This window comes from Sneathiella sp. P13V-1, from assembly GCF_015143595.1.
GTDB lineage: Bacteria > Pseudomonadota > Alphaproteobacteria > Sneathiellales > Sneathiellaceae > Sneathiella.
Genome location: NZ_WYEU01000002.1, coordinates 778080 through 799174 on the forward strand (window position 1 = coordinate 778080; position 21095 = coordinate 799174).

Annotated in this window: 19 protein-coding genes; 15 read left to right on the forward strand and 4 right to left on the reverse strand. The window is 48.6% G+C overall.

Annotated features, from left to right (window positions below; all coding sequences use genetic code 11):
• Window positions 1-4: 4 nt before the first annotated feature.
• Complete coding sequence (locus GUA87_RS10670) at window positions 5-463, reverse strand: (2Fe-2S)-binding protein (RefSeq protein WP_193716541.1); 459 nt, start codon at window positions 461-463, stop codon at window positions 5-7.
• Window positions 464-619: 156 nt separating this feature from the next.
• On the opposite strand from GUA87_RS10670, the gene GUA87_RS10675 reads away from it, so the two are divergent.
• The 10 genes from GUA87_RS10675 to GUA87_RS10720 all read left to right on the forward strand — a co-directional run bounded on the left by GUA87_RS10675 (window position 620) and on the right by GUA87_RS10720 (window position 11558).
• Window positions 620-1294, forward strand: a complete 675-nt coding sequence (locus tag GUA87_RS10675) for a TetR/AcrR family transcriptional regulator (RefSeq protein WP_193716542.1) — start codon at window positions 620-622, stop codon at window positions 1292-1294.
• A gap of 123 nt (window positions 1295-1417) precedes the next feature.
• Window positions 1418-3832, forward strand: coding sequence for a response regulator (locus GUA87_RS18215; protein WP_321575901.1), 2415 nt, complete (start codon window positions 1418-1420; stop codon window positions 3830-3832).
• A 38-nt stretch (window positions 3833-3870) separates the two neighbouring features.
• Complete coding sequence (locus GUA87_RS10685; RefSeq protein ID WP_193716543.1) at window positions 3871-4182, forward strand: FtsB family cell division protein; 312 nt, start codon at window positions 3871-3873, stop codon at window positions 4180-4182.
• Between the two features lie 298 nt (window positions 4183-4480).
• Window positions 4481-5479 carry a pyruvate dehydrogenase (acetyl-transferring) E1 component subunit alpha gene (pdhA, locus tag GUA87_RS10690; RefSeq protein ID WP_193716544.1) on the forward strand — a complete coding sequence of 333 codons (999 nt, stop codon included), beginning with the start codon at window positions 4481-4483 and terminating at the stop codon, window positions 5477-5479.
• Between the two features lie 36 nt (window positions 5480-5515).
• On the forward strand, window positions 5516-6904 hold the full coding sequence (locus GUA87_RS10695) for a pyruvate dehydrogenase complex E1 component subunit beta (protein WP_193716545.1): 1389 nt from the start codon (window positions 5516-5518) through the stop codon (window positions 6902-6904).
• Between the two features lie 11 nt (window positions 6905-6915).
• A complete protein-coding gene (locus GUA87_RS10700) occupies window positions 6916-8205 on the forward strand; it encodes a pyruvate dehydrogenase complex dihydrolipoamide acetyltransferase (protein ID WP_193716546.1) in 1290 nt (429 codons plus the stop codon).
• Window positions 8206-8217: 12 nt separating this feature from the next.
• On the forward strand, window positions 8218-9618 hold the full coding sequence (gene lpdA, locus GUA87_RS10705; protein ID WP_193716547.1) for a dihydrolipoyl dehydrogenase: 1401 nt from the start codon (window positions 8218-8220) through the stop codon (window positions 9616-9618).
• Window positions 9619-9655: 37 nt separating this feature from the next.
• Window positions 9656-10612, forward strand: a complete 957-nt coding sequence (lipA, locus tag GUA87_RS10710; protein WP_193716548.1) for a lipoyl synthase — start codon at window positions 9656-9658, stop codon at window positions 10610-10612.
• Between the two features lie 35 nt (window positions 10613-10647).
• Complete coding sequence (locus tag GUA87_RS10715) at window positions 10648-11109, forward strand: type II toxin-antitoxin system RatA family toxin (RefSeq protein WP_193716549.1); 462 nt, start codon at window positions 10648-10650, stop codon at window positions 11107-11109.
• 47 nt (window positions 11110-11156) lie between these two features.
• The gene (locus GUA87_RS10720) at window positions 11157-11558 is read left to right on the forward strand and encodes a GFA family protein (RefSeq protein ID WP_193716550.1); all 402 of its coding nucleotides are present in this window, start codon (window positions 11157-11159) and stop codon (window positions 11556-11558) included.
• On the opposite strand, the gene GUA87_RS10725 is transcribed toward GUA87_RS10720, so the two are convergent.
• The 3 genes from GUA87_RS10725 to GUA87_RS10735 are packed head-to-tail and all read right to left on the reverse strand — an operon-like array spanning window position 11559 to window position 13693.
• The gene (locus tag GUA87_RS10725) at window positions 11559-12059 is read right to left on the reverse strand and encodes a CinA family protein (RefSeq protein ID WP_193716551.1); all 501 of its coding nucleotides are present in this window, start codon (window positions 12057-12059) and stop codon (window positions 11559-11561) included.
• Window positions 12059-12538, reverse strand: coding sequence for a phosphatidylglycerophosphatase A (locus tag GUA87_RS10730; RefSeq protein ID WP_193716552.1), 480 nt, complete (start codon window positions 12536-12538; stop codon window positions 12059-12061). The genes GUA87_RS10725 and GUA87_RS10730 overlap by 1 nt, the downstream gene beginning before the upstream one ends.
• 12 nt (window positions 12539-12550) lie before the next feature.
• Window positions 12551-13693, reverse strand: a complete 1143-nt coding sequence (locus GUA87_RS10735; protein ID WP_193716553.1) for a bifunctional 2-C-methyl-D-erythritol 4-phosphate cytidylyltransferase/2-C-methyl-D-erythritol 2,4-cyclodiphosphate synthase — start codon at window positions 13691-13693, stop codon at window positions 12551-12553.
• Between the two features lie 128 nt (window positions 13694-13821).
• Between GUA87_RS10735 and dusB the strand changes: the two genes are divergently transcribed.
• The 5 genes from dusB to GUA87_RS10760 all read left to right on the forward strand — a co-directional run bounded on the left by dusB (window position 13822) and on the right by GUA87_RS10760 (window position 21086).
• Window positions 13822-14814 carry a tRNA dihydrouridine synthase DusB gene (dusB, locus tag GUA87_RS10740; protein WP_193716554.1) on the forward strand — a complete coding sequence of 331 codons (993 nt, stop codon included), beginning with the start codon at window positions 13822-13824 and terminating at the stop codon, window positions 14812-14814.
• A gap of 3 nt (window positions 14815-14817) precedes the next feature.
• A complete protein-coding gene (locus GUA87_RS10745; RefSeq protein ID WP_193716555.1) occupies window positions 14818-15918 on the forward strand; it encodes a two-component system sensor histidine kinase NtrB in 1101 nt (366 codons plus the stop codon).
• Window positions 15918-17360, forward strand: coding sequence for a nitrogen regulation protein NR(I) (gene ntrC, locus GUA87_RS10750; protein ID WP_193716556.1), 1443 nt, complete (start codon window positions 15918-15920; stop codon window positions 17358-17360). The genes GUA87_RS10745 and ntrC overlap by 1 nt, the downstream gene beginning before the upstream one ends.
• A gap of 108 nt (window positions 17361-17468) precedes the next feature.
• Window positions 17469-19670 (forward strand): sensor histidine kinase NtrY-like, encoded by a 2202-nt coding sequence (locus GUA87_RS10755; RefSeq protein ID WP_193716557.1) that lies wholly within the window; start codon window positions 17469-17471, stop codon window positions 19668-19670.
• Window positions 19671-19673: 3 nt separating this feature from the next.
• Window positions 19674-21086, forward strand: coding sequence for a sigma-54-dependent transcriptional regulator (locus GUA87_RS10760; RefSeq protein ID WP_193716558.1), 1413 nt, complete (start codon window positions 19674-19676; stop codon window positions 21084-21086).
• Window positions 21087-21095: the final 9 nt, after the last annotated feature.

Here is a 21095-nt window from a genome sequence, read left to right on the forward strand (position 1 = left end):
GATATCAGGCTCCTGTCTGGATTTTTACGGCTTCGTGGATGGCTTTACGGATACGGGGGTACGTACCGCAGCGACAGATATTCGTGATAGAGGCATCTATATCTTCATCTGTCGGATTTGGATTTTCCTCCAACAACGCGCTCACAGCCATGATCATGCCAGATTGACAATAGCCACATTGAGGTACCTGTTCTTGAAGCCATGCCATTTGAACGGCGGATTGTTTTTCTTGTCCAATCCCTTCGATAGTTGTTATGTCTTTGCCGGCTGCTTCCTCAAGCGTGTATGAACAGGAGCGTACAGCCTCACCATCCACATGAACCGTGCAAGCCCCGCATGCACCTACACCGCACCCAAATTTGGTGCCTGTCAACTTGACAGTATCTCTTAATACCCACAGAAGAGGGGTATCCGCCTCCGCGTCAACACTCGTTGGTTGACCATTTATGTTGAGATTTATCATTATCTTGTGTCCCGGCAAAATTAAATGACCACTGGTCATTATAATGTTGGAATTCATCCAAACAAGTCAATATAATAATTTGGTGATAATTGGCTTTTAATCAGATTACCTATTAGATAGATATAGCGTGTTGCTTCTTCTAGGGCGTAGTAATTGATGAATAAAGTGTTGGGAAAACGGGCTGTAAGCGAGCAGCAAAAAGGTGTGCGCCGGGAAAGTGTACTGTCGGCTGCAAGGCGCCTTTTTATAGATGCAGGCTTTTTTGATGTCAGTATGTCCATGATCGCCAAAGAGGCAAAGGTTGCGAAGGGAACTGTCTATCTCTACTTCAAAACCAAAGAAGAAATTTTTCTGGAACTGTCAAAACGAGATTTCGAGGATTGGTTTGACTGTCTTTATGCACGCATTGAAGCGGAGTCAAAACCCCTAACAAATAGAGATTTTTCGGACCTATTTTCCGAAACATTAAGAGGGCGTGAAACGGCTATTCGCTTGATGTCTCTTCTTCACTTGGTTTTGGAGAAAAATGTCTCCTATGACGATGTGTTGGAATACAAACTCGCTTTGCTTCAAAAATCAGCGAAACTGAGTGAATTGGTTGAAGAGACGTTGCCGTTTTTGTCAAAGGGAGAAGGGATACAACTTCTGGCAAAAATTCACAGTTTGCTCATCGGTTGGGGGCAGATGTGTGATGTTTCGCCGGTTGTAGATCAAGTTCTGGAGCATGAAATGCTGGCTGATCTAAGATTTGATTTTCATTCCCACTTTACAGAAAGTCTCTTTTTGTTGTTGGAGGGGATGAAAAGCGCAACGTTTTTTGCGAGTAAATAAAACAAACTAAGTGGACGATAATATTAATAGTATTTTTATTTAGGTCAAAAGTAGTAAAGTTTTGACTTTTTCTCAGAAAAATATACTATCCTCGAAGTTGTATAGCCGATTACAGGTTCCTTAATGTCCCTATATCCAGCACGTTTTACTCTAATTCGTGCCGCCGCTGTTGCGATACTGCTTTGCGGCGTTGGTATTTCTTTGATCGTTCAATTCCGAGTTCAAGACAAACAGGATGGTATGTTCAAAGAATATATCACCTCTGAAAGCCGATTTCTGTCGCGCGCGGTGGAGGCTGAACTTCTGTCGGTTCAACGTGAATTACAGTTCTTATCCGAAAAATTTCTATATAACGGTGTCGAGGGCAGATCCAATGAACTCGGAGATTGGGCTTCATTTATCGCGAATATGCCCGGCGGATATACGATTGCTGTAATTGCAGATGACATGACCGTGAAGTGGAATTATCAGGATATTAGTACGATTTCACTCGAAAATATTCTTAAGCAGCAAAAAAACAACTCATCTGAACTATCGAGCGGAGGAGTCTACAGCACCCCCAGTTTGAGTGTGGAAAATGCCTTTGATCATTATCTCGTTCTTCAAACGCCCTATGTTACAAGTCAAACCGGTCAGCAGTTAAAATTTATGATGCTGCTAAATCCTGGGCCGTGGCTGCATAATGTTGTGAAAAACCTGAATTCAGAATATTCGAATAAGCAGTATGAAATGCTGATCAGGCAGGGAAATAAAATTCTATTGGAGAGCCCCAAATATTCGACTTCTGAATTTCAAGAATGGATCTCTACAACGCGTATTTCAGCAAACGGTATTAAACTGGATGTCTCCATTCGCCCAACCGAAGCGCTGTATAGGCAGATACATCAGTTCTCTGGCAATTGGTTGATGTTGGCGGTGGCATCCGCTTTCTTCCTTGCTGCTTTACTTACTTATTTACTTGCACGCAGCAAGTCGGACAGCGAATTGAAAGATGAGGCAATTTCATTCCTAAAAAAGGAAAACAAGCGACACACGGACAAAATTGAATTTGTAAAAGCAAAAAACAGAAGTATGGATTGGTCACATTCCCATATTTTGAGAGACACGCGTCAATCACTGGAAGATTTGGTGCGTCTGGTGCTTCATCTCGATAAAGACAAGTTTCCGGAGCATGTGAAAAACCAGGTCAGGAACGTCAAAAATTCTGCTTTTTATCTGCTCGCCCTTTTAAGTCAACTTTCCACTTTTGATAGTGAAGATGAGGGTAACGGTTATGATTTGACGGATTTTGATATCGAAACTCTGATCTCGGGCTTGCTGAAAATTTTTGAACCGATGGCTGAACGGCGTAACATTATAGTCCACTATAATTTTATCGGTGATACAGCTACGCTATTAAGATCTAATCCGGAAGTCATTCGACTTCTTTTGTTCGAGCAAATAAAGGACATTTTGTCGTCAAGAACACATGGCACTTTAGGTGTGCTTGTAACGCTATCACCACAAATGGATAAAGAGCACCTTCTTGAGGTGGAGATAACTTTTCACGGGGATGAGCGGCATTTACGACCTTCTTCCGCTGGTGATAAATTTATCGAACCGCGTAGTGAGCTATTGAATATTTTGGGGGCGAGGTTCAAGTTTGAAGGGCCGCAAAGCTGGCAGGTTGCGACTGTTATCAGTATTCCAGTGAAAACGTCTAATCTGCAGCGACCCAAGGTTAAACTGTCCGGGACTGAAATTGAAATTCCTAACCTTCAGATTTTGCTGGTTGAGGACAATCACATTAATCAGTTGATTGTGAAGGAAATGCTGACATCTGACGGACATATTGTCGTAGTTGCCCAAAATGGGGCTGACGCTTTGCAAAAAGTGAAACAGGCTCCCGACAGATTTGATCTAGTCCTTATGGACATTCAAATGCCCGTTATGAACGGTGTGGATGCAACCCGCGCAATCAGGGAAATGGGGATCTCTGAAGAACAACTTCCTATTTTTGCGATGACAGTAAATACCTTAAAAAGTCAGGTTGATAAATATATTCAGGCAGGAATGCAAAACGCATTGGTAAAGCCAATTATTCATGGTGAGTTGAGGCAGTCACTAGGCGCATTAATCTACAATCAAAAATCAGGTGATAAAGACTTTAGGGAAGTACCTGCCCCTGTAATGGCGATGCTATTGATAGATGAAGACATATTAGGAACCATAAAAAATCTAATGTCTAAAGAGCAAGTGCGTACGCTGGTTCAGACCTTGGAAAGCGGGATGGAGCAGAATTTCAAAGATCTGAAAAACCAATCAATTTCCATGAAGAAAAAACGGCTGGTTGCTCACGACATGAGAGGACAGGCTGCCAATTCAGGTTTTGTCGCTGTGGCTGATCTGGCCACTGTTATTGAAGAGCAATTGAATCAGGGTGGCTACAAGGAAGCTGACGTCCGTGAATTGGAAGAGATATTTGATAGAACTCTTGCCGTTGCGAAAGAGTATCTGGAATGTAACAGTCCGGAAAATACAACATATAAAGATACTTAATGATTGACCGCGACCGGTGAATTTGATTCACTCTGCATATGAGCGCAAGATACGAAATCCAGAAAAGATTGAAGACAGGGGTGGGGCCAATTCTAGGCTTACTCGTCATCTGTTATTTCAGCTATCACCTTGTTGAAGGGGATAGGGGGCTTTTTGCGTATCTGAAGCTGCAGCAGGATATTCAGTCAGCAAATGCTGAATTGATGATCACAGAGCAGGAAAGATCTAAACTTGAAAAACGGGTTTCTTTACTGCGTCCAGAGAATCTGGATCTGGATATGTTGGAAGAACGTGCGCGTGACGTTTTAGGACTGGCACATCCGGATGAACTGGTCATCTATACAAAATAAGTTTCAAGCGAGACCTTCGTTATTTTCTGATACCAGAATTAACTCTGCACAAATTTAATTACGCATCATTGTCAAAAATTATCGGTATATTTCAATTTCAGTGAATTAACTGAAGTTGCTGCATTTTTATGTCGCGATGCAACAAATTAACTCGATTAACTGTAATCCGTGTAATTTTATGATTTTCACTTGTCTATGCCAATTTTGTTAACCACATTCGATCATATTAACGCTTGAGCAGGCAGTGGTTTCAGGGAAGTGCTGCCTTATTTATTATCTCGCAACCAAGGGAGAGATGATGGCTAAATCAGCATCAACGACCAGACGCAGAAACGCGAAGGTCGATCCTGAACTCACCAAGAAATATTTCCGTGACATGCTTCTTATTCGTCGCTTTGAAGAAAAAGCCGGTCAGATTTACGGTATGGGCCTGATCGGCGGCTTCTGTCACCTCTATATTGGACAGGAAGCCGTTGTTGTTGGGATGCAATCCACCATTACACCTGATGATGCTGTTATCACTTCCTATCGCGATCATGGCCATATGCTCGCCTGTGGGATGGATGCAAAAGGTGTAATGGCAGAACTTACTGGCCGCGAAGGTGGTTATTCAAAAGGTAAGGGCGGCTCCATGCATATGTTCTCCAAAGAAAAAAACTTCTATGGCGGCCATGGAATTGTGGGCGCTTGTGTGCCCTTAGGAACGGGTATTGCCTTTAGCCAAAAATATCAAGACAACAACCAGGTGACCCTATGCTACATGGGCGATGGTACTGTGAATCAGGGGCAGGTCTACGAAAGCTTCAATATGGCGGAACTTTGGAGTCTGCCTGTTGTTTACGTTATCGAAAATAATGAATATGCCATGGGTACGTCTGTGAAGCGCGCGTCCGCGCAGCCAGACTTGTATCGCCGCGGTGAAAGTTTCAATGTGCCGGGTGAACAGGTCGATGGTATGGATGTTTTTGCCGTCGCCGAGGCCGGGCGTAAAGCCGTTGAATGGGCCAAAAGCGGTAAAGGTCCTTATATTCTGGAAATGAAGACATACCGTTATCGCGGTCACTCCATGTCTGATCCGGCAAAGTACCGTTCAAAGGAAGAAGTGAACAAGAAGCGTGCGGAAAGTGATCCGATCGAACGTGTTCGGGAAAAACTGCTGAACGAAAAAATCTACACAGAGGATGAGCTGAAAGAAATCGACCGTGAAGTGAAGGCTATCGTCGCCGAAGCGGTTGAATTCGCTCAGGAAAGCCCTGAGCCGCATCCAGATGAACTGATGACAGACATCGTCATTTAACCCCACAGAGCAGATAAGACATAGAGGACATTCAAAATGCCTACAGAAATTCTCATGCCGGCTCTGTCGCCGACGATGACTGAAGGAAAGCTGGCCCGCTGGCTGGTAAATGAAGGGGATGAAGTCGCCTCCGGTGACGTTCTCGCCGAAATTGAAACCGATAAAGCCACCATGGAAGTGGAAGCCGTTGATGAAGGTGTCATTGGTAAAATCCTGATCGCAGGGGACACAGACAATGTGGCCGTGAACACCCCAATCGCACTGCTTCTGGAAGATGGTGAAGATGCATCTGCGGCTGATAATTATCAGGCAGGTGGCAGCGCTCCTGCACCAGCCGCAGTTGAAGCTCCGGCAGAAGGTACCACAGCTCCAACCGCGCAAGTGATCGAAGCCAATAGCGAAGGCTATGACGCATCTGTCGAAATCCCTGCGGGAACGGAAATGGTCAGTACCAGCGTCCGTGAAGCCCTTCGCGATGCAATGGCGGAAGAAATGCGGAGCGATGATCGCGTTTTCATTATGGGTGAAGAGGTTGCCGAATATCAAGGCGCTTACAAAGTGACGCAAGGCCTACTGGATGAGTTTGGCGCGAAACGCGTCATTGATACCCCGATTACAGAACATGGTTTTGCCGGTATCGGTGTCGGTGCGGCGTTCCACGGCCTGCGCCCAATTGTTGAGTTTATGACATTTAACTTTGCCATGCAGGCCATTGACCAGATTGTGAACTCAGCGGCGAAAACCCGTTATATGTCAGGTGGTCAGATGGAAAGCCCGATTGTTTTCCGGGGACCAAATGGTGCGGCATCCCGTGTGGGCGCGCAGCATTCACAATGTTATGCCGCATGGTACGCTCATGTGCCGGGTCTTATCGTTGTGGCACCGCATACGGCGGCTGACGCAAAAGGATTGCTGAAATCCGCCATTCGGAACCCCAACCCGGTGATCTTCCTGGAAAATGAAATTCTCTATGGTCAAAGCTTTGATGTGCCGGTCATGGATGATTTCACTGTGCCGCTTGGAAAAGCAAAGATTGCCCGCTCCGGTGATGACATAACTATCGTTTCCTTCGGTATGGGCATGACTTATGCGTTGGGTGCGGCTGAAAAGCTCGCAGAAGAAGGCATTTCTGCCGAAGTGATTGACCTTCGGACAATCCGCCCGTTGGATATGGACACGGTTCTGGCGTCAGTGCGCAAAACCAATCGCTGTATCACCGTCGAAGAAGGATGGCCGCAACATGGTGTGGGCGCGGAACTTTCCGCCCAGATTATGGAGCAAGCCTTTGATTATCTGGATGCACCGGTCATGCGGGTCACAGGTAAGGATGTCCCGATGCCATATGCGGCAAATCTTGAAAAACTGGCACTGCCAAATGTTCAGGAAGTTGTCGAAGCTTCTAAAACAGTCACTTATCGCAAATAGGGGGAAGAGGGATGCCAATTACCATTACTATGCCAGCCCTGTCCCCAACCATGACAGAGGGCAAACTTGCTACCTGGCATGTTGCGGAAGGGGATGAGGTTTCCTCCGGTGATGTGATCGCCGAAATTGAAACCGACAAAGCCACCATGGAAGTGGAGGCTGTTGATGAAGGGGTTATTGGGAAAATCCTGATTGATGCCGGTACTGAAAATGTATCTGTGAACAGCCCGATTGCCTATCTTTTGGAAGACGGTGAAGATGCGTCTGCCCTTGAAGGGATGAGTACTTCTGCAGCGCCTGCACCCGCTGCGGCTCCCGCTGCACAAGAGACTGCATCAGCGCCTACTGCGGTGACACCTGCACCGGCAGCACCATCATCACCGCAAGGCTCACGCGTTTTTTCTAGTCCGCTTGCCCGCCGTGTGGCGGCTGATGCGAGTCTTAATATCGCGGATATCCAGGGTACTGGCCCACGCGGTCGTATTATTCGGGCTGATGTGGATGCGTTCATTGCTGCGGGCGGTACTGCGAAAGCGGCACCTGCACCAAGTGCTGATGCCCCTGCTGCAACACCAGCACCTGCTGCCGCGCCGGTTGTAACAACCCCACCACATGCAGGGGAGCATGAAGAAATTCCGCTCACTGGTATGCGTAAAACCATTGCGAAGCGTCTTACAGAAGCCAAGCAAACCATCCCGCATTTCTATCTGACCATTGAATGCGAGTTGGATAACCTGCTGGCTATGCGTAAAGAGCTGAATTCCCGCGGGGATGATTACAAAATCTCCGTTAATGATTTCATCATTCGCGCAAGTGCACTGGCGCTTAAGAAACTGCCCGCGGCCAATGCCATTTGGGGCGGGGACAAGATCCTGCAATATAAAGATATTGATATCTCCGTTGCGGTTGCCGTGGAAGGTGGTCTGATTACTCCTGTGGTCAAGAACGCTGACAAGCGAGGTCTTGCGGATATTTCCAACAATATGAAGGAACTCGCCGGGAAAGCCCGTGATGGCAAGCTGATGCCTGAGGAATATCAAGGTGGTTGTTTCTCCATCTCCAACCTTGGCATGTTCGGCATCAAGGAATTCTCTGCGGTGATTAACCCGCCACAATCTGCCATTTTGGCCGTTGGAGCAGGAGAACAGCGTCCTATCGTGAAAGACGGAGAACTGACCGTTGCCACAATGATGAGTGTGACCTTGTCCTGTGACCACCGTGTGATTGACGGTGCCTTGGGTGCGGAACTGTTGAAATATTTTAAAGGCTATATCGAAGAGCCGCTGACCATGATGCTTTAGGGGGATACCCAAATGAGTGAACAGAATTTCGACGTTGTGGTCATTGGATCGGGCCCGGGCGGTTATGTTGCCGCTATCCGCGCCGCGCAGCTTGGCTTAAAAGCCGCGGTTGTGGAGCGGGAACATCTTGGTGGGATTTGCCTGAACTGGGGCTGTATCCCGACAAAGGCGCTTCTTCGTACCGCAGAAGTTTATCGCAATATCAAGCATTCCACCGCCTATGGCATCAAAGTAGACGCCGCTGCGGTTGATCTGGAAGCAACCGTGAAACGCTCCCGCCAAGTGGCGTCGCAGCTTTCCGGTGGTATTGCAGGTCTATTGAAGAAAAACAAAGTCGCTGTGTTTGATGGCTTTGGCAAATTGGCGGGCGCAGGGACTGTTGCCGTTGAAAAAGACGGTAAAGTCACCAAAATCGGCGGAAAACATATCATTCTGGCAACCGGCGCGCGCGCACGTGTCTTGCCGGGGATGGAGCCTGACGGCAAGTTTATCTGGTCCTATAAAGAAGCATTGGTGCCGGATACAACACCAAAACGGCTTCTTGTCGTGGGATCCGGTGCCATCGGTATTGAATTTGCCAGCTTCTTTAATGAACTTGGCAGCGACGTCACCGTTGTTGAGGTCATGGATCGCGTTCTGCCAGTGGAAGATAAAGATATTTCTGATTTTGCGGAAAAATCCTTCAAGAAACAGGGCATGAAAATCCTGAAAGCGACCACAGTGGAAGGCGTGAAAAAATCCACCAACCACGTCACCGCGTCTTTCAAAGACAAAAAAGGCAAAGTCACCACAGCAGATTTCGATCGTGTGATCATGGCAGTGGGCATTGTCGGTAACGTGGAAAATATCGGCCTTGAAGGCACCAAGATTAAAGTGGACCGCACCCATATTGAAGTGGATGCGTATTCCCAAACGGCAGAACCGGGGGTTTACGCTATCGGTGATTTGACCGGCCCACCATGGCTGGCTCATAAGGCATCGCATGAAGCCGTGATCTGTGTTGAGAAGATCGCTGGTGTCAAAGACGTGCATCCATTGGAAGTTCAAAACATTCCGGGCTGTACCTATTGCCATCCTCAAGTGGCAAGCGTTGGCCTGACGGAAGCTGCCGCCATTGAAAAAGGATACAAGGTTAAAGTTGGCCGTTTCCCTTTCATTGGTAATGGTAAAGCCATTGCCTTGGGGGAAGCCGAAGGCCTTGTTAAAACCGTGTTTGATGAGAAAACTGGTGAGCTTTTGGGGGCCCATATGGTGGGCGCCGAAGTTACAGAGTTGATTCAAGGGTACGGCATTGCTAAAACCCTAGAAACAACTGAGCTGGAGTTGATGCACACGGTCTTCCCGCATCCGACCTTGTCGGAAATGATGCATGAGTCGGTGCTTGATGCCTATGGTAAGGCACTCCATATTTAGTTTATGTTATTAGTTTAGTTCCGCGATCGGAAACGCCATGACAGATATTGCTTCGGAAACAAAACGGGTTCGCCATCCTGAGAAGGTCAACAAACCCGATAACCCCATTCAGCGGAAACCTTCCTGGATCCGTGTGAAGGCCCCTGTTTCCAAGCAATATAACGAAACGCGGGAACTGATGCGCGGCCTAAACCTCACCACCGTGTGTGAGGAGGCATCTTGCCCAAATATTGGTGAATGCTGGTCCAAGAAACACGCGACCATGATGATCATGGGCGAAATTTGTACCCGTGCCTGCGCGTTTTGTAACGTCTCCACCGGTAAACCAAACGCCCTTGATCCGTTTGAGCCTTTCAATGTGGCGAAAGCTGTGAAAACCATGGGGCTCAACCATGTGGTGATCACATCGGTGGACCGTGATGATCTGGCAGATGGTGGTGCGCAGCATTTCGCAGAAGTTATTCAGGCCATCCGTGAAGCATCGCCAGAGACAACTATTGAAATTCTAACCCCTGATTTTCTTAAAAAAGAAGGCGCGTTAGAAGTTGTGGTAGCCGCGAAACCAGACGTGTTTAACCACAACCTGGAAACCGTGCCGAAGCTTTACACAACGGTGCGCCCCGGTGCCCGTTATTTCCATTCTTTACGTCTGTTGCAGCAGGTGAAAGAACTGGATCCCACCATCTTCACCAAATCTGGCATCATGGTAGGACTTGGTGAAAACAAGGACGAAGTTGCTCAAGTGATGGATGACATGCGCGTTGCTGACATCGATTTCCTGACAATTGGGCAGTATCTGCAACCAACGGTGAAGCATCACGCCATTGATCGTTTTGTGACACCAGAGGAATTTCAGGCCTACGAAAAACAGGCTTATAATAAGGGCTTCCTGATGGTATCGTCCTCACCGCTAACCCGCTCCAGCCATCACGCTGGTGAAGATTTCGCCAAATTGAAGGCGGCACGGGACAAATTGAACGCTGCAAAGGCTTGATCTATAAAAATAAGAAGCGCGTAATCGAGTAACCCATGCCCACACATGCAGAAAAAAAGGTCCTGCCTTACACTCCGGAACAGTTATTCACTCTGGTGGCGTCGGTTGATAAATACCCTGAATTTCTGCCTTGGTGCATTGGCGCGCGTGTGAAAGAACAATCCGATGTTCATATGGTCGCCGACCTTGTGATCGGGTTTAAGATGTTCCGCGAACGCTTTACATCGCATGTGAAAATGGACGCGTTAGAGCCACGCATAGACGTGGAATATAAAGACGGACCGTTCAAGTACCTCAACAACCACTGGATCTTCCTTGATCATCCTGACGGCTGCGAAATCGACTTCTTCGTGGATTTCGAGTTTAAATCCGTCATCTTGCAAAAAACCATCGGCATGCTTTTCAACGAAGCCGTCCAACGCATGATCGCCGCGTTCGAGTCCCGCGCCAAAGACCTTTACGGTGCACCCGACGGGGTTGTTAGTCCCTCTAAATAAAGTCTATTATCCCCTGACAGCTTTTACAGCTTGGGCGAGGGGATAAAATGGCAAAAATACATAAAGGGTCCTGCCTTTGCGGGGCGGTCACTTTCGACATCACGGGTGAATTTCAGCAGTTCTTCCTCTGCCATTGTCATCGCTGCCAAAAAGGAAGCGGTTCCGCCCACGGTGCAAATCTTTTCTCGACCGAGGCCAAGTTAAAATGGCTGACCGGAGAAGATCAGATCACAACCTTTAACGTCAAAGGCACCCGCCACACCCGAAGTTTTTGCAAAACATGTGGTGCCGTGATGCCAATCACACAAGGCGACCTCCTCGTCGTCCCCGCGGGCACTCTCGACACCCCTGTCGACATTAAACTCAACGGTCACCTTTTCATGAAAGACGCCGCGAGTTGGGAAGAATGCTTAACGGATGCACCCAGATTTGAAGAGTTTCCTGAGTAATCACATCTCTTCCAGCGCGCTTAGCAGCATTTCAAGGGCTGTCTCAATTGTGGCGAGGCGGACTTTGTCGCGGCCGATGTCGCCGTAGTCCATTTTTTTGTGCAGGATGATGCCGTCGCGGTTTGCGGTGGCGAGGTGGACGCGGCCACCGGGTTTGTGGTCACTACCGCCGGGGCCTGCGATGCCGGTGACGGCAACGGCAAGGTGGGAGGCGGATTTGGCGATGGCGCCATTTGCCATTTCACAGGCCGTGCGTTCAGAGACCGCGCCAACTTCGCGCAATGTATCGGCAGAAACCCCAAGCACCTGCATCTTTGCCTTGTTGGTGTAGGTAATAAAACCCCGATCCACAACGGCGGAGGATCCGGCGATGTCCGTGAGTGACCCGCCAATGAGGCCGCCTGTGCAGCTTTCGGCGGTGGCAACATACACACCTTTTTCAGCGCCTTTTTTGATGACTTTGGTGGCAAGGGTTTCGATATGTTCGGGAAGAATGCTCATCAGATTACCTGTTTTATAAGTGCCAATGCGCCAAGGGCCAGAACACCTGCCGCAATATCATCAACCATCACGCCAAGAGCGCCTTTTATATTTTTATCCATCCATCCGATGGGCCAAGGTTTCCAGATATCAAAAATCCGGAAAAAGACAAATGCCAGTAGATAGAGAAGGGGGGAAGTCCCTGCGATGAGAAGCGGGATCCATTGACCCGCTACCTCGTCAATCACTACCTCGCCGGGGTCTGTGCGGCCCGTTTTCTTGCAATAGATATGGGTCACCAGAATACCCAACAGGAAGACCACAACAATAGCCTCCATCAGGTAAACTTGCCCGCCCAGCATATAAATACCGTATCCAAATGGCAGCGCCGCCAAGGACCCGAGTGTCCCCGGAGCCTTTGGGGACAGGCCGGACCAGAACCAGGTCGCCATAATCGTTGCCGGATGAAAGGCAGAGATATTATTGAGCTTTGTTGTCATTCTCGTTCTTGTCTATTCCGGCAGTTTGACGGTGGCAACGGCTTGCGCGGCGATGCCTTCTTTGCGGCCTGTGAAGCCGAGTTTTTCTGTTGTGGTGCCTTTGACCGAAACACGCGGTGTGGCGATTTCAAGAATTTCAGAAATTCGGGCGCGCATTTTATCCCGATGCGGCCCGATTTTCGGGGCCTCACATATTATGGTGAGGTCGATATGGGAAATTACACCGCCTTTTTCCGCGACCAGTTTCGCCGCATGAGCAAGGAAGCGATCAGAAGACGCGCCTTTCCATTTATCATCAGACGGTGGGAAGTGAGTGCCGATATCACCTTCCCCAATGGCGCCGAGAACTGCGTCGGTAATGGCGTGCAATGCTACATCTGCGTCTGAATGTCCGGCGAGTCCTTCTTCGTGAGGGACCTTGATCCCGCCTAGCCACATGTCCCGGTCAGGGGCAAACTTATGAACGTCATAGCCCATGCCGGTTCGAATATCTGTCAGATTGCTTGATTTGATCATGGCGATATCTTCGTGGGTTGTGATTTTGATATTGGCCTGACTGCCGCGGATCCAGTGGACAGGAATGCCGGAAAGTTCGGCAAGTGCCACATCATCGGTGACTTCTTGCGAGTTATATATCCGGTGTGCGCCCAAAATGGCTTCATAGTCAAAGCATTGGGGGGTTTGGGCCGCCACAATATGGTTCCGGTCGAGGGTTTCTTTAACCTCATTTTCCCGCACGGATTTAAGCGTATCCACAACGGGGAGGGCGGGAAGGACCGCTTTGTATTTCTCCATCGCTTTAAGGCAACGGCTAATCAGATCGGCGCTGACAAAAGGGCGTGCGGCATCGTGAATAAGGACGGTGTCTGGCGCAAAACGTTCAATTGCATCAAGGCCAGCATGAACACTTTTCTGGCGCGTTGTACTGCCCGCCACCCAATGGGGTAGCTTGAAACCCTTGATGGCCTCCCGATAAAGATCAATGTCATCGGGGTTAATCACCACCTGAATCTGGTCGATTTCCGGGTGGTCGTAAAAGGCACGAATGGTCTTGGTCAGCATCATTTCATCCCCAAGGGACAAATATTGCTTGGGAAAATCAAGTCCGGTTCGGCTGCCGCTTCCCGCGGCGACAATGAGTGCAACTGAGGTCATGCCCCTAGATTAAGGCGAGGCTGCAAGGGGTTCAACAAAATAGAGAAAGTGAACAGGTTTCAGTTGCAATTCCTCTTTCACTACCCTAAATTGCACAAAAGTTAATCATTTTTATTTTTGCATAAAAAATGACCATTTGTATCGGTGACATTAAATTAGACAAGCTCGCGCTGCTCGCGCCAATGGCCGGAATTACCGATTTGCCATTTCGAAGAATTGTATCCCGATACGGGGCTGGTCTTGTGTTTTCAGAAATGGTGGCGAGTAAGGCCATGGTGGCGGAAACCCGCCGATCTCTTCGTATTATTCGTGCTGACGATGATGTAGATCTGATGGCCGTGCAGCTTGCCGGATGTGATCCAGAGATTATGGCAGATGCCGCCCGATTGAACGAAGAACGCGGTGCCAAGATCCTTGATATCAATATGGGCTGTCCTGTGAAGAAGGTGACGTCCGGTATGGCTGGATCGTCACTGATGAAGGATCTGGAGCACGCAGGCAAGATCTTAAAAGCTACTGTGGACGCGGTGGATATTCCAGTGACACTTAAGATGCGGACCGGATGGGATGACGACAGCCGCAACGCACCAGAACTTGCTAAAATCGCCGAAGATGTGGGGATCAAGATGCTTACCGTGCATGGGCGTACCCGCTGTCAGTTCTTTAAAGGATCTGCCGATTGGCGCTTTATCCGAAATGTGAAGGACGCTGTATCGCTGCCCGTCATTGCCAATGGGGATATCCAAACAGTGCAAGACGCACGTGAGGCTATGGACCAGTCGGGGGCTGACGGCGTTATGATCGGGCGCGGGGCCTATGGTCGCCCGTGGTTCGTCAATCAGGTGTGTGAGTATCTGAAAGACGGCACCATTGTTGCCGATCCCGATTTTGAGACCCAGCGCGATCTGGTTCTGGAACATTATGACGGAATTATTGATTTATACACCCCACGGGTTGGTGTGCGTGTCGCACGCAAACATCTGGGCTGGTACTCTGAACGTCTTCCAGGCGGCAAGAAGTTTCGCGACACCGTGGTGCGTCTGGATGACCATCTGCAAGTGCGCGATGAGATTTTCAAATTCTATGATCAGCTTGACCGGGAAGGGAGCGAGGTTGCCTAAACCATGTTAGAGAAGTTGAAGAAAACTCCGGACCCTTTAAGCATCCTTTCCGCACTGGCTGATCCAATCATTGTGGTTGATGAGGAAGGGTATGTACCTTACGCCAATCCGGCGGGAGAGGAGTTCTTTTCCTCCTCTGTTAAAGTGCTAAGGAAAACAAAGCTGGAGCAACTGGTTCCCTTTGGAAGCCCGATTATCAATCTGGTAGATCAGGTGCGGAAATACAAAGACCGTATCTCTGAATATGGGGTTGATCTTGGAACGCCGAAAACCGGCTCCAAGAATGTGAATATTCAAGTCTCTTCCATGTATGACAAGAACCTCGTGGTGGTTCAGATCGAAGAACGTTCCATGGCGTCCAAAATGGATCGCCAACTGACCCACCGGGGTGCCGCGCGATCTGTTACCGCCATGGCAGCCATGCTTGCCCACGAAGTGAAGAACCCGTTGTCTGGCATTCGGGGATCAGCACAGCTTCTTGAGATGAATGCCTCAGACGGAGATCGCGCGCTTACACGGCTTATCTGCGATGAAACGGACCGCATCTGCGCCATCGTGGACCGGATGGAGGCGTTTTCCGATGATCGACCGATTGAGCGGGATGCGGTGAACATCCACGAAGTACTTGAACATGTGCGCATGATTGCCAGAAATGGTTTTGGCAAGAAAGTAAACTTCATTGAACAATATGATCCATCTTTGCCTTACGTATATGGCAACCGGGATCAGTTAATTCAGGTGCTCTTAAATCTGGTGAAAAACGCCTGCGAAAGTGTCCCTGAAGACAGTGGTGAAATTACCCTGACAACTGCCTACAAGCCGGGTGTTCGGCTGGCAGTGCCAGGAAGCAAGGGCCGGGTACAACTTCCTTTGGAAGTTGGTGTGAAAGATAACGGTCCGGGAATATCCGAGGAACTTCTCCCTCATATTTTTGATCCTTTTGTCACGACGAAAACAGGCGGTAGCGGGCTGGGGCTGGCCCTTGTTGCCAAAATCGTCGGGGATCACGGGGGAATTGTTGAATATGACAATAGCGGAAAAGGTGGGCATTTCCTGATCCGTCTTCCCGTCTATCATGTCGCCAAACAGAAAGATGAAAGCTAATGGCTGGAACCATACTTGTTGCAGATGACGATCAAGGGATCCGTACGGTCCTTGACCAAGCCCTGTCCCGTGCAAACTATACTGTCAGATCCACCGGAAACGCAGCCACCCTTTATAACTGGGTGCTGGAAGGAGAAGGGGATCTTGTTCTTACCGACGTTGTGATGCCAGATGAAAACGGGCTTGATCTTCTACCGCGGCTTAAGAAAATCCGCCCTGAACTGCCCATCATCGTGATGAGCGCGCAAAACACCCTTCTGACTGCGGTGAAGGCAACGGAACGCGGTGCCTATGACTACTTACCAAAGCCATTCGATTTGAAAGAACTTCTGCAGGTAGTGGAGCGTGCTTTATCCAAGCCAAAGAAAGTACGCAGCAATACGGTAGAAGAGGAAGATACAGAAGGGAAAATCCCTCTGATCGGTCGCTCCCCTGCGATGCAGGAAATTTACCGCGTTCTTGCCCGTCTGATGGGAACAGATCTCACCGTTATGATCACAGGTGAAAGCGGAACCGGTAAAGAGCTTGTTGCCCGTGCTTTGCATGAATATGGCAAACGCAAAAGCGGCCCTTTTGTTCCGATTAACATGGCGGCGATCCCAAAGGAATTGATTGAATCAGAGCTGTTCGGTCACGAAAAAGGCGCCTTCACCGGCGCAGAAAGTCGCGCTGTTGGACGTTTCGAGCAGGCCCAGGGCGGCACACTGTTTTTGGATGAAATAGGTGATATGCCGCTTGATGCACAAACCCGTCTTCTGCGGGTCTTGCAGCAGGGGGAATACACGACCGTTGGCGGCCGCACTCCTATGAAAACAGATGTGCGTATCGTTGCCGCAACAAACAGGGACCTTCGTCAATTTGTCCGTCAGGGATTGTTCCGTGAAGATTTGTTCTATCGTTTGAATGTGGTGCCACTCCGCTTGCCACCCTTACGGGAGAGATCGGAAGACATTCCGGATCTGGTGCGTCACTTTTTGGCACTCACTCAGGAAGAAGGACTTCCGGTCAAAAGTATCGACAATGAAGCGCTTGAGATCCTGAAGAAACATAAATGGCCGGGTAACGTTCGCGAACTTGAAAATCTGGTTCAGCGTTTGGTGGCGCTTTATTCTGAAGAAGTGATCGATGCCAAAGTGGTTGCCATGGAATTGCAACCAACAGCAAGTACCCCATCCACTGACGTGATTCCCGAAGATGAAAGCCTTGGCGATGCGGTTGAGCGGCATATAGCGAAGTATTTTGCCGCCCATCCCGGCAGTTTACCGCCATCCGGCCTCTATGAGCGGGTAATTCGAGAGGTCGAACGTCCTCTGATTACGCTGTCGTTGGATGCGACAAACGGAAATCAGATCAGAACCGCAGAATTGTTGGGTCTCAACCGAAATACATTACGGAAAAAGATACGAGAGCTTGATATTCAGGTTGTTCGCGGCGTGAAGTGATGCTTAAATACCACAGATGTGGTTTTTGGGAATCGTAACACGTACGGGGGCAGGTTGAGCGATGTGTAAAAGATGCCTTTGTGGCTGTGTGGCAGAGCTGTGACACAGATGCAAAGTAACATTTCGCAAACTGAAAGTTTTTGGAGCCGTTGGTCAAAGAGATTTGGCCTGGGGCCGAAAAGCTCACTTGCTGTTGCGCTCCTTGCACTGGCTTCCGGAATTGCGACATATGGTTCGTTGACGGTCGGCGACAACAATTATACCAAACTTCTGGTTATCGCAGATCTAGTCTTTCTCGTGATTTTGGCGGGACTTGTCAGCCAGCGCCTTATGCGCATGTGGCGCAGAAATAAAACCGGCAAAGCCGGCAGCGCCATGCATCGCCGCGTGGTACGCCTGTTTATCCTTATTGCTGTGGCTCCCGCTTTGATGGTCGCGCTCTTTTCTGCGCTCTTTTTCAATATTTACTTTCAAAAGCACTTTTCAGATCCTGTGAATGAAGCGGTTGCGGAATCCTTGGGGGTCGCGGACGCCTATATCAAAGAGAATATTCAGAATATTCGTATTGATGCCCTGGGTATTGCTGCAGACATCAATCGTGTTCCAGTTCAAATCCTGCAAAGCAAAACTCTTTTCAGTCGTTTTTTGACAGAACAGGTTGCGGCCAGAAACCTGAGTGAAGCGGTGGTTCTCGATGGTAATAAGCGCATCATTGCCCAATCAAACCTGAGTTTTCTGGTCGAATTTGACCAGATGCCCAATGAACTGATTGAAAAAGCAACCTCAACTCAGGTGATCATCGCAACCGAAGAGGGAGATGAACGCGTTCGGGCACTTGTTCAGCTTGATCGTATCTTGGATGGATATTTGTTTATCAGCCGTTACATTGATCCGCGTGTTCTGGGGCATCTGGAGCGCACCCGTAAAGCATCAGAAGATTATCGGCAGCTGAAAGAGGAAGGCTTTGGTATTCAAATTCAGTTCGCGGTGATTTTTATCATTATCTCCTTGATGGTGGTCCTTGCGGCCGTTTGGTTTGGCCTTGCTATTTCATCGCGGCTTGTGGGACCAATTGCAGGCCTCGTTGATGCAGCAGAACGCGTTCGTGATGGCGACCTTAAAGCCAAGGTGGATGAGAGGGTTGCGTATGATGAAATGGCGATCCTAAGCCGGTCTTTTAACAGTATGGTGGGGGAACTTTCCTCTCAACAGGAACGATTGAGAGAGACAAACCAGCAGCTTGATGAACGGCGTCGTTTCACTGAAACAGTCCTATCTGGTGTCTCCTCTGGTGTAATCGGTCTTAACAAGGAAGGTGTGATAACTCTTCCCAACAGAACCGCCAGTGATCTGTTGTCACTGGATGTTGATGATATGGTGGGGCAGTCGCTATATGATGTCGCTCCAGAGTTCAAAGATCTTCTAAATGAAGTGCGCGAACGTCCTTCTCGTATTTCCCAAGGGCAAATCCATTTAGAAAGTGGCGATAAACACAGGCAACTTCTTGTCCGGATTGCCGCCGAAATTTCCGCATCTGGCGTTGAGGGCTTTGTGGTTACCATTGAGGAGATTACCGAACTTGTCTCTGCACAAAGAATGGCAGCGTGGGGTGATATTGCTCGCCGCATCGCCCATGAGATCAAAAATCCTCTGACACCAATCCAATTGGCGGCGGAACGTATTCGCCGTAAATACGGAAAAGAAATCACAAGTGACCGTGAAGTTTTTGACAAATGTACGGATACAATCATTCGCCAGGTAGGCGATATTGGCCAGATGGTGGATGAGTTTTCGGCTTTTGCACGGATGCCCGCACCGGTATTTAAAGCTGAACCGCTTGCCCGGATTTTGGAAGAAGCGGTCTTCCTTCAAAAGGTTGGGCATCCGGAAATTGTCTATACGCTTAACGAATTGCCCTCCTATACCACCTGTAAAATTGATGAACCGCAGGTGAAACGTGTGTTCACCAATTTGATGCAGAACGCGGCGGATGCCATTGAGGGGCGCGAAGGGGATTCAAAAGACCTGCCTGAAGGATCTATTGAAATTACAGTTATCGAGGAAGATACCGACATTATTGTCCGGTTTGAGGATAATGGTCGTGGTCTTCCGAGTGAAGACCGAAACCGTTTGACAGAACCCTATGTAACCCACCGCGAGAAAGGGACTGGGCTTGGCCTTGCGATTGTAAATAAGATTATGGAGGAACATGGAGGATCACTTATTTTAAGAGACGCCTCTAATCCCCCAGGTGCGTGTGTAGAAGTATTTTTTAAAAAAACCGATATTGACGACGAAACAGGGAAATAAACAATGTCCGCTGACATACTTATTGTCGACGACGAAGCAGATATCCGGGAATTAATTGCCGGTATTCTGGAAGATGAAGGTCATGAAACCCGTGAAGCGGGGAATAGTGACGAATGTCTAAGTGAAATTGCAAACAGATGCCCAACCATGGTCATTCTGGATATCTGGCTTAGGGGAAGCAAGCTGGATGGTATTGAAATACTGCAACAAATTAGAAAGACCAACCCTGACCTGCCTGTGGTGATGATCTCTGGTCACGGAAATATTGAAACGGCGGTCAATACGATCAAAATCGGTGCTTATGACTTTATTGAAAAGCCTTTTAAGGCTGTACGATTACTTCAAGTTGTTGAGCGGGCTTTGGAATCTTCGCGCCTTAGGCGCGAGGTTGAAGAACTGAAGGCTAAAATGGGCGGGGCTCCCCATAAGCTGGTTTTTCGATCCAATATAATGGTTCAGGTTGAACAGTCCATTATGCGGGTTGCACCAACAAACAGTCGTGTGTTGATCACGGGCCCTTCCGGATCAGGAAAAGAAGTCGTCGCGCGAATGATTCATGAAAACTCCCTTCGGGCGAATGGGCCGTTCGTTGTCTTGAATGCCGCAACCATGGCACCGGAACTATTGGAAATTCAGTTGTTTGGTGTTGAAGAAGGACACTTGAGTTCAACAAAAGGGGCAAGGCGCGGTCTTCTGGAACAGGCCCACGGTGGCACCATTTTCCTTGATGAAGTGGCAGATATGCCGTTGGAAACTCAAGGCAAGATATTACGTGTCCTTGTGGACCAATCCTTCCAGCGTGTTGGTGGTAGTGACAAAGTGAAAGTTAATGCACGCGTAGTCTCCTCCTCAAGCCAGAATTTGGCAGAAGCAATGGAGCAGGGGCGTTTCCGCGAAGATCTCTATCATCGTCTGGCTGTTGTTCCGCTGGATTTACCATCCCTAAAAGAACGTTCGGAAGATGTTGCGCCGCTGGCACGTCACTTCATAGAAAGTTTCGCAAAATCTTCCGGCCTACCTATACGTAAAATTGGTGAAGATGCCATTGCTACATTGCAGGCGGCAAGTTGGCCGGGGAATGTTCGTCAGCTAAAGAATATGATTGAACAGATTATGATCCTGGAAACAGGAGACAGGAATGCAACCATTACCTCTGATATGATCCCATCTGACTCAGGACCAACCAAATCAATGCTTGGGAAGAGTGACAACAGTGAGCAAGTTGAAATCATGACATTGTCGTTGCGTGAGGCAAGGGAGAGGTTTGAAAAAGAATATCTGGAGGCTCAGGTGAATCGTTTTGGTGGAAATATCTCCCGAACGGCCTCTTTTGTAGGGATGGAAAGGTCTGCTCTTCATCGAAAATTGAAATCTCTTGGAATTCATAATAATGATAAGGGTAAGGATGCGGACTAATCTTCAAGG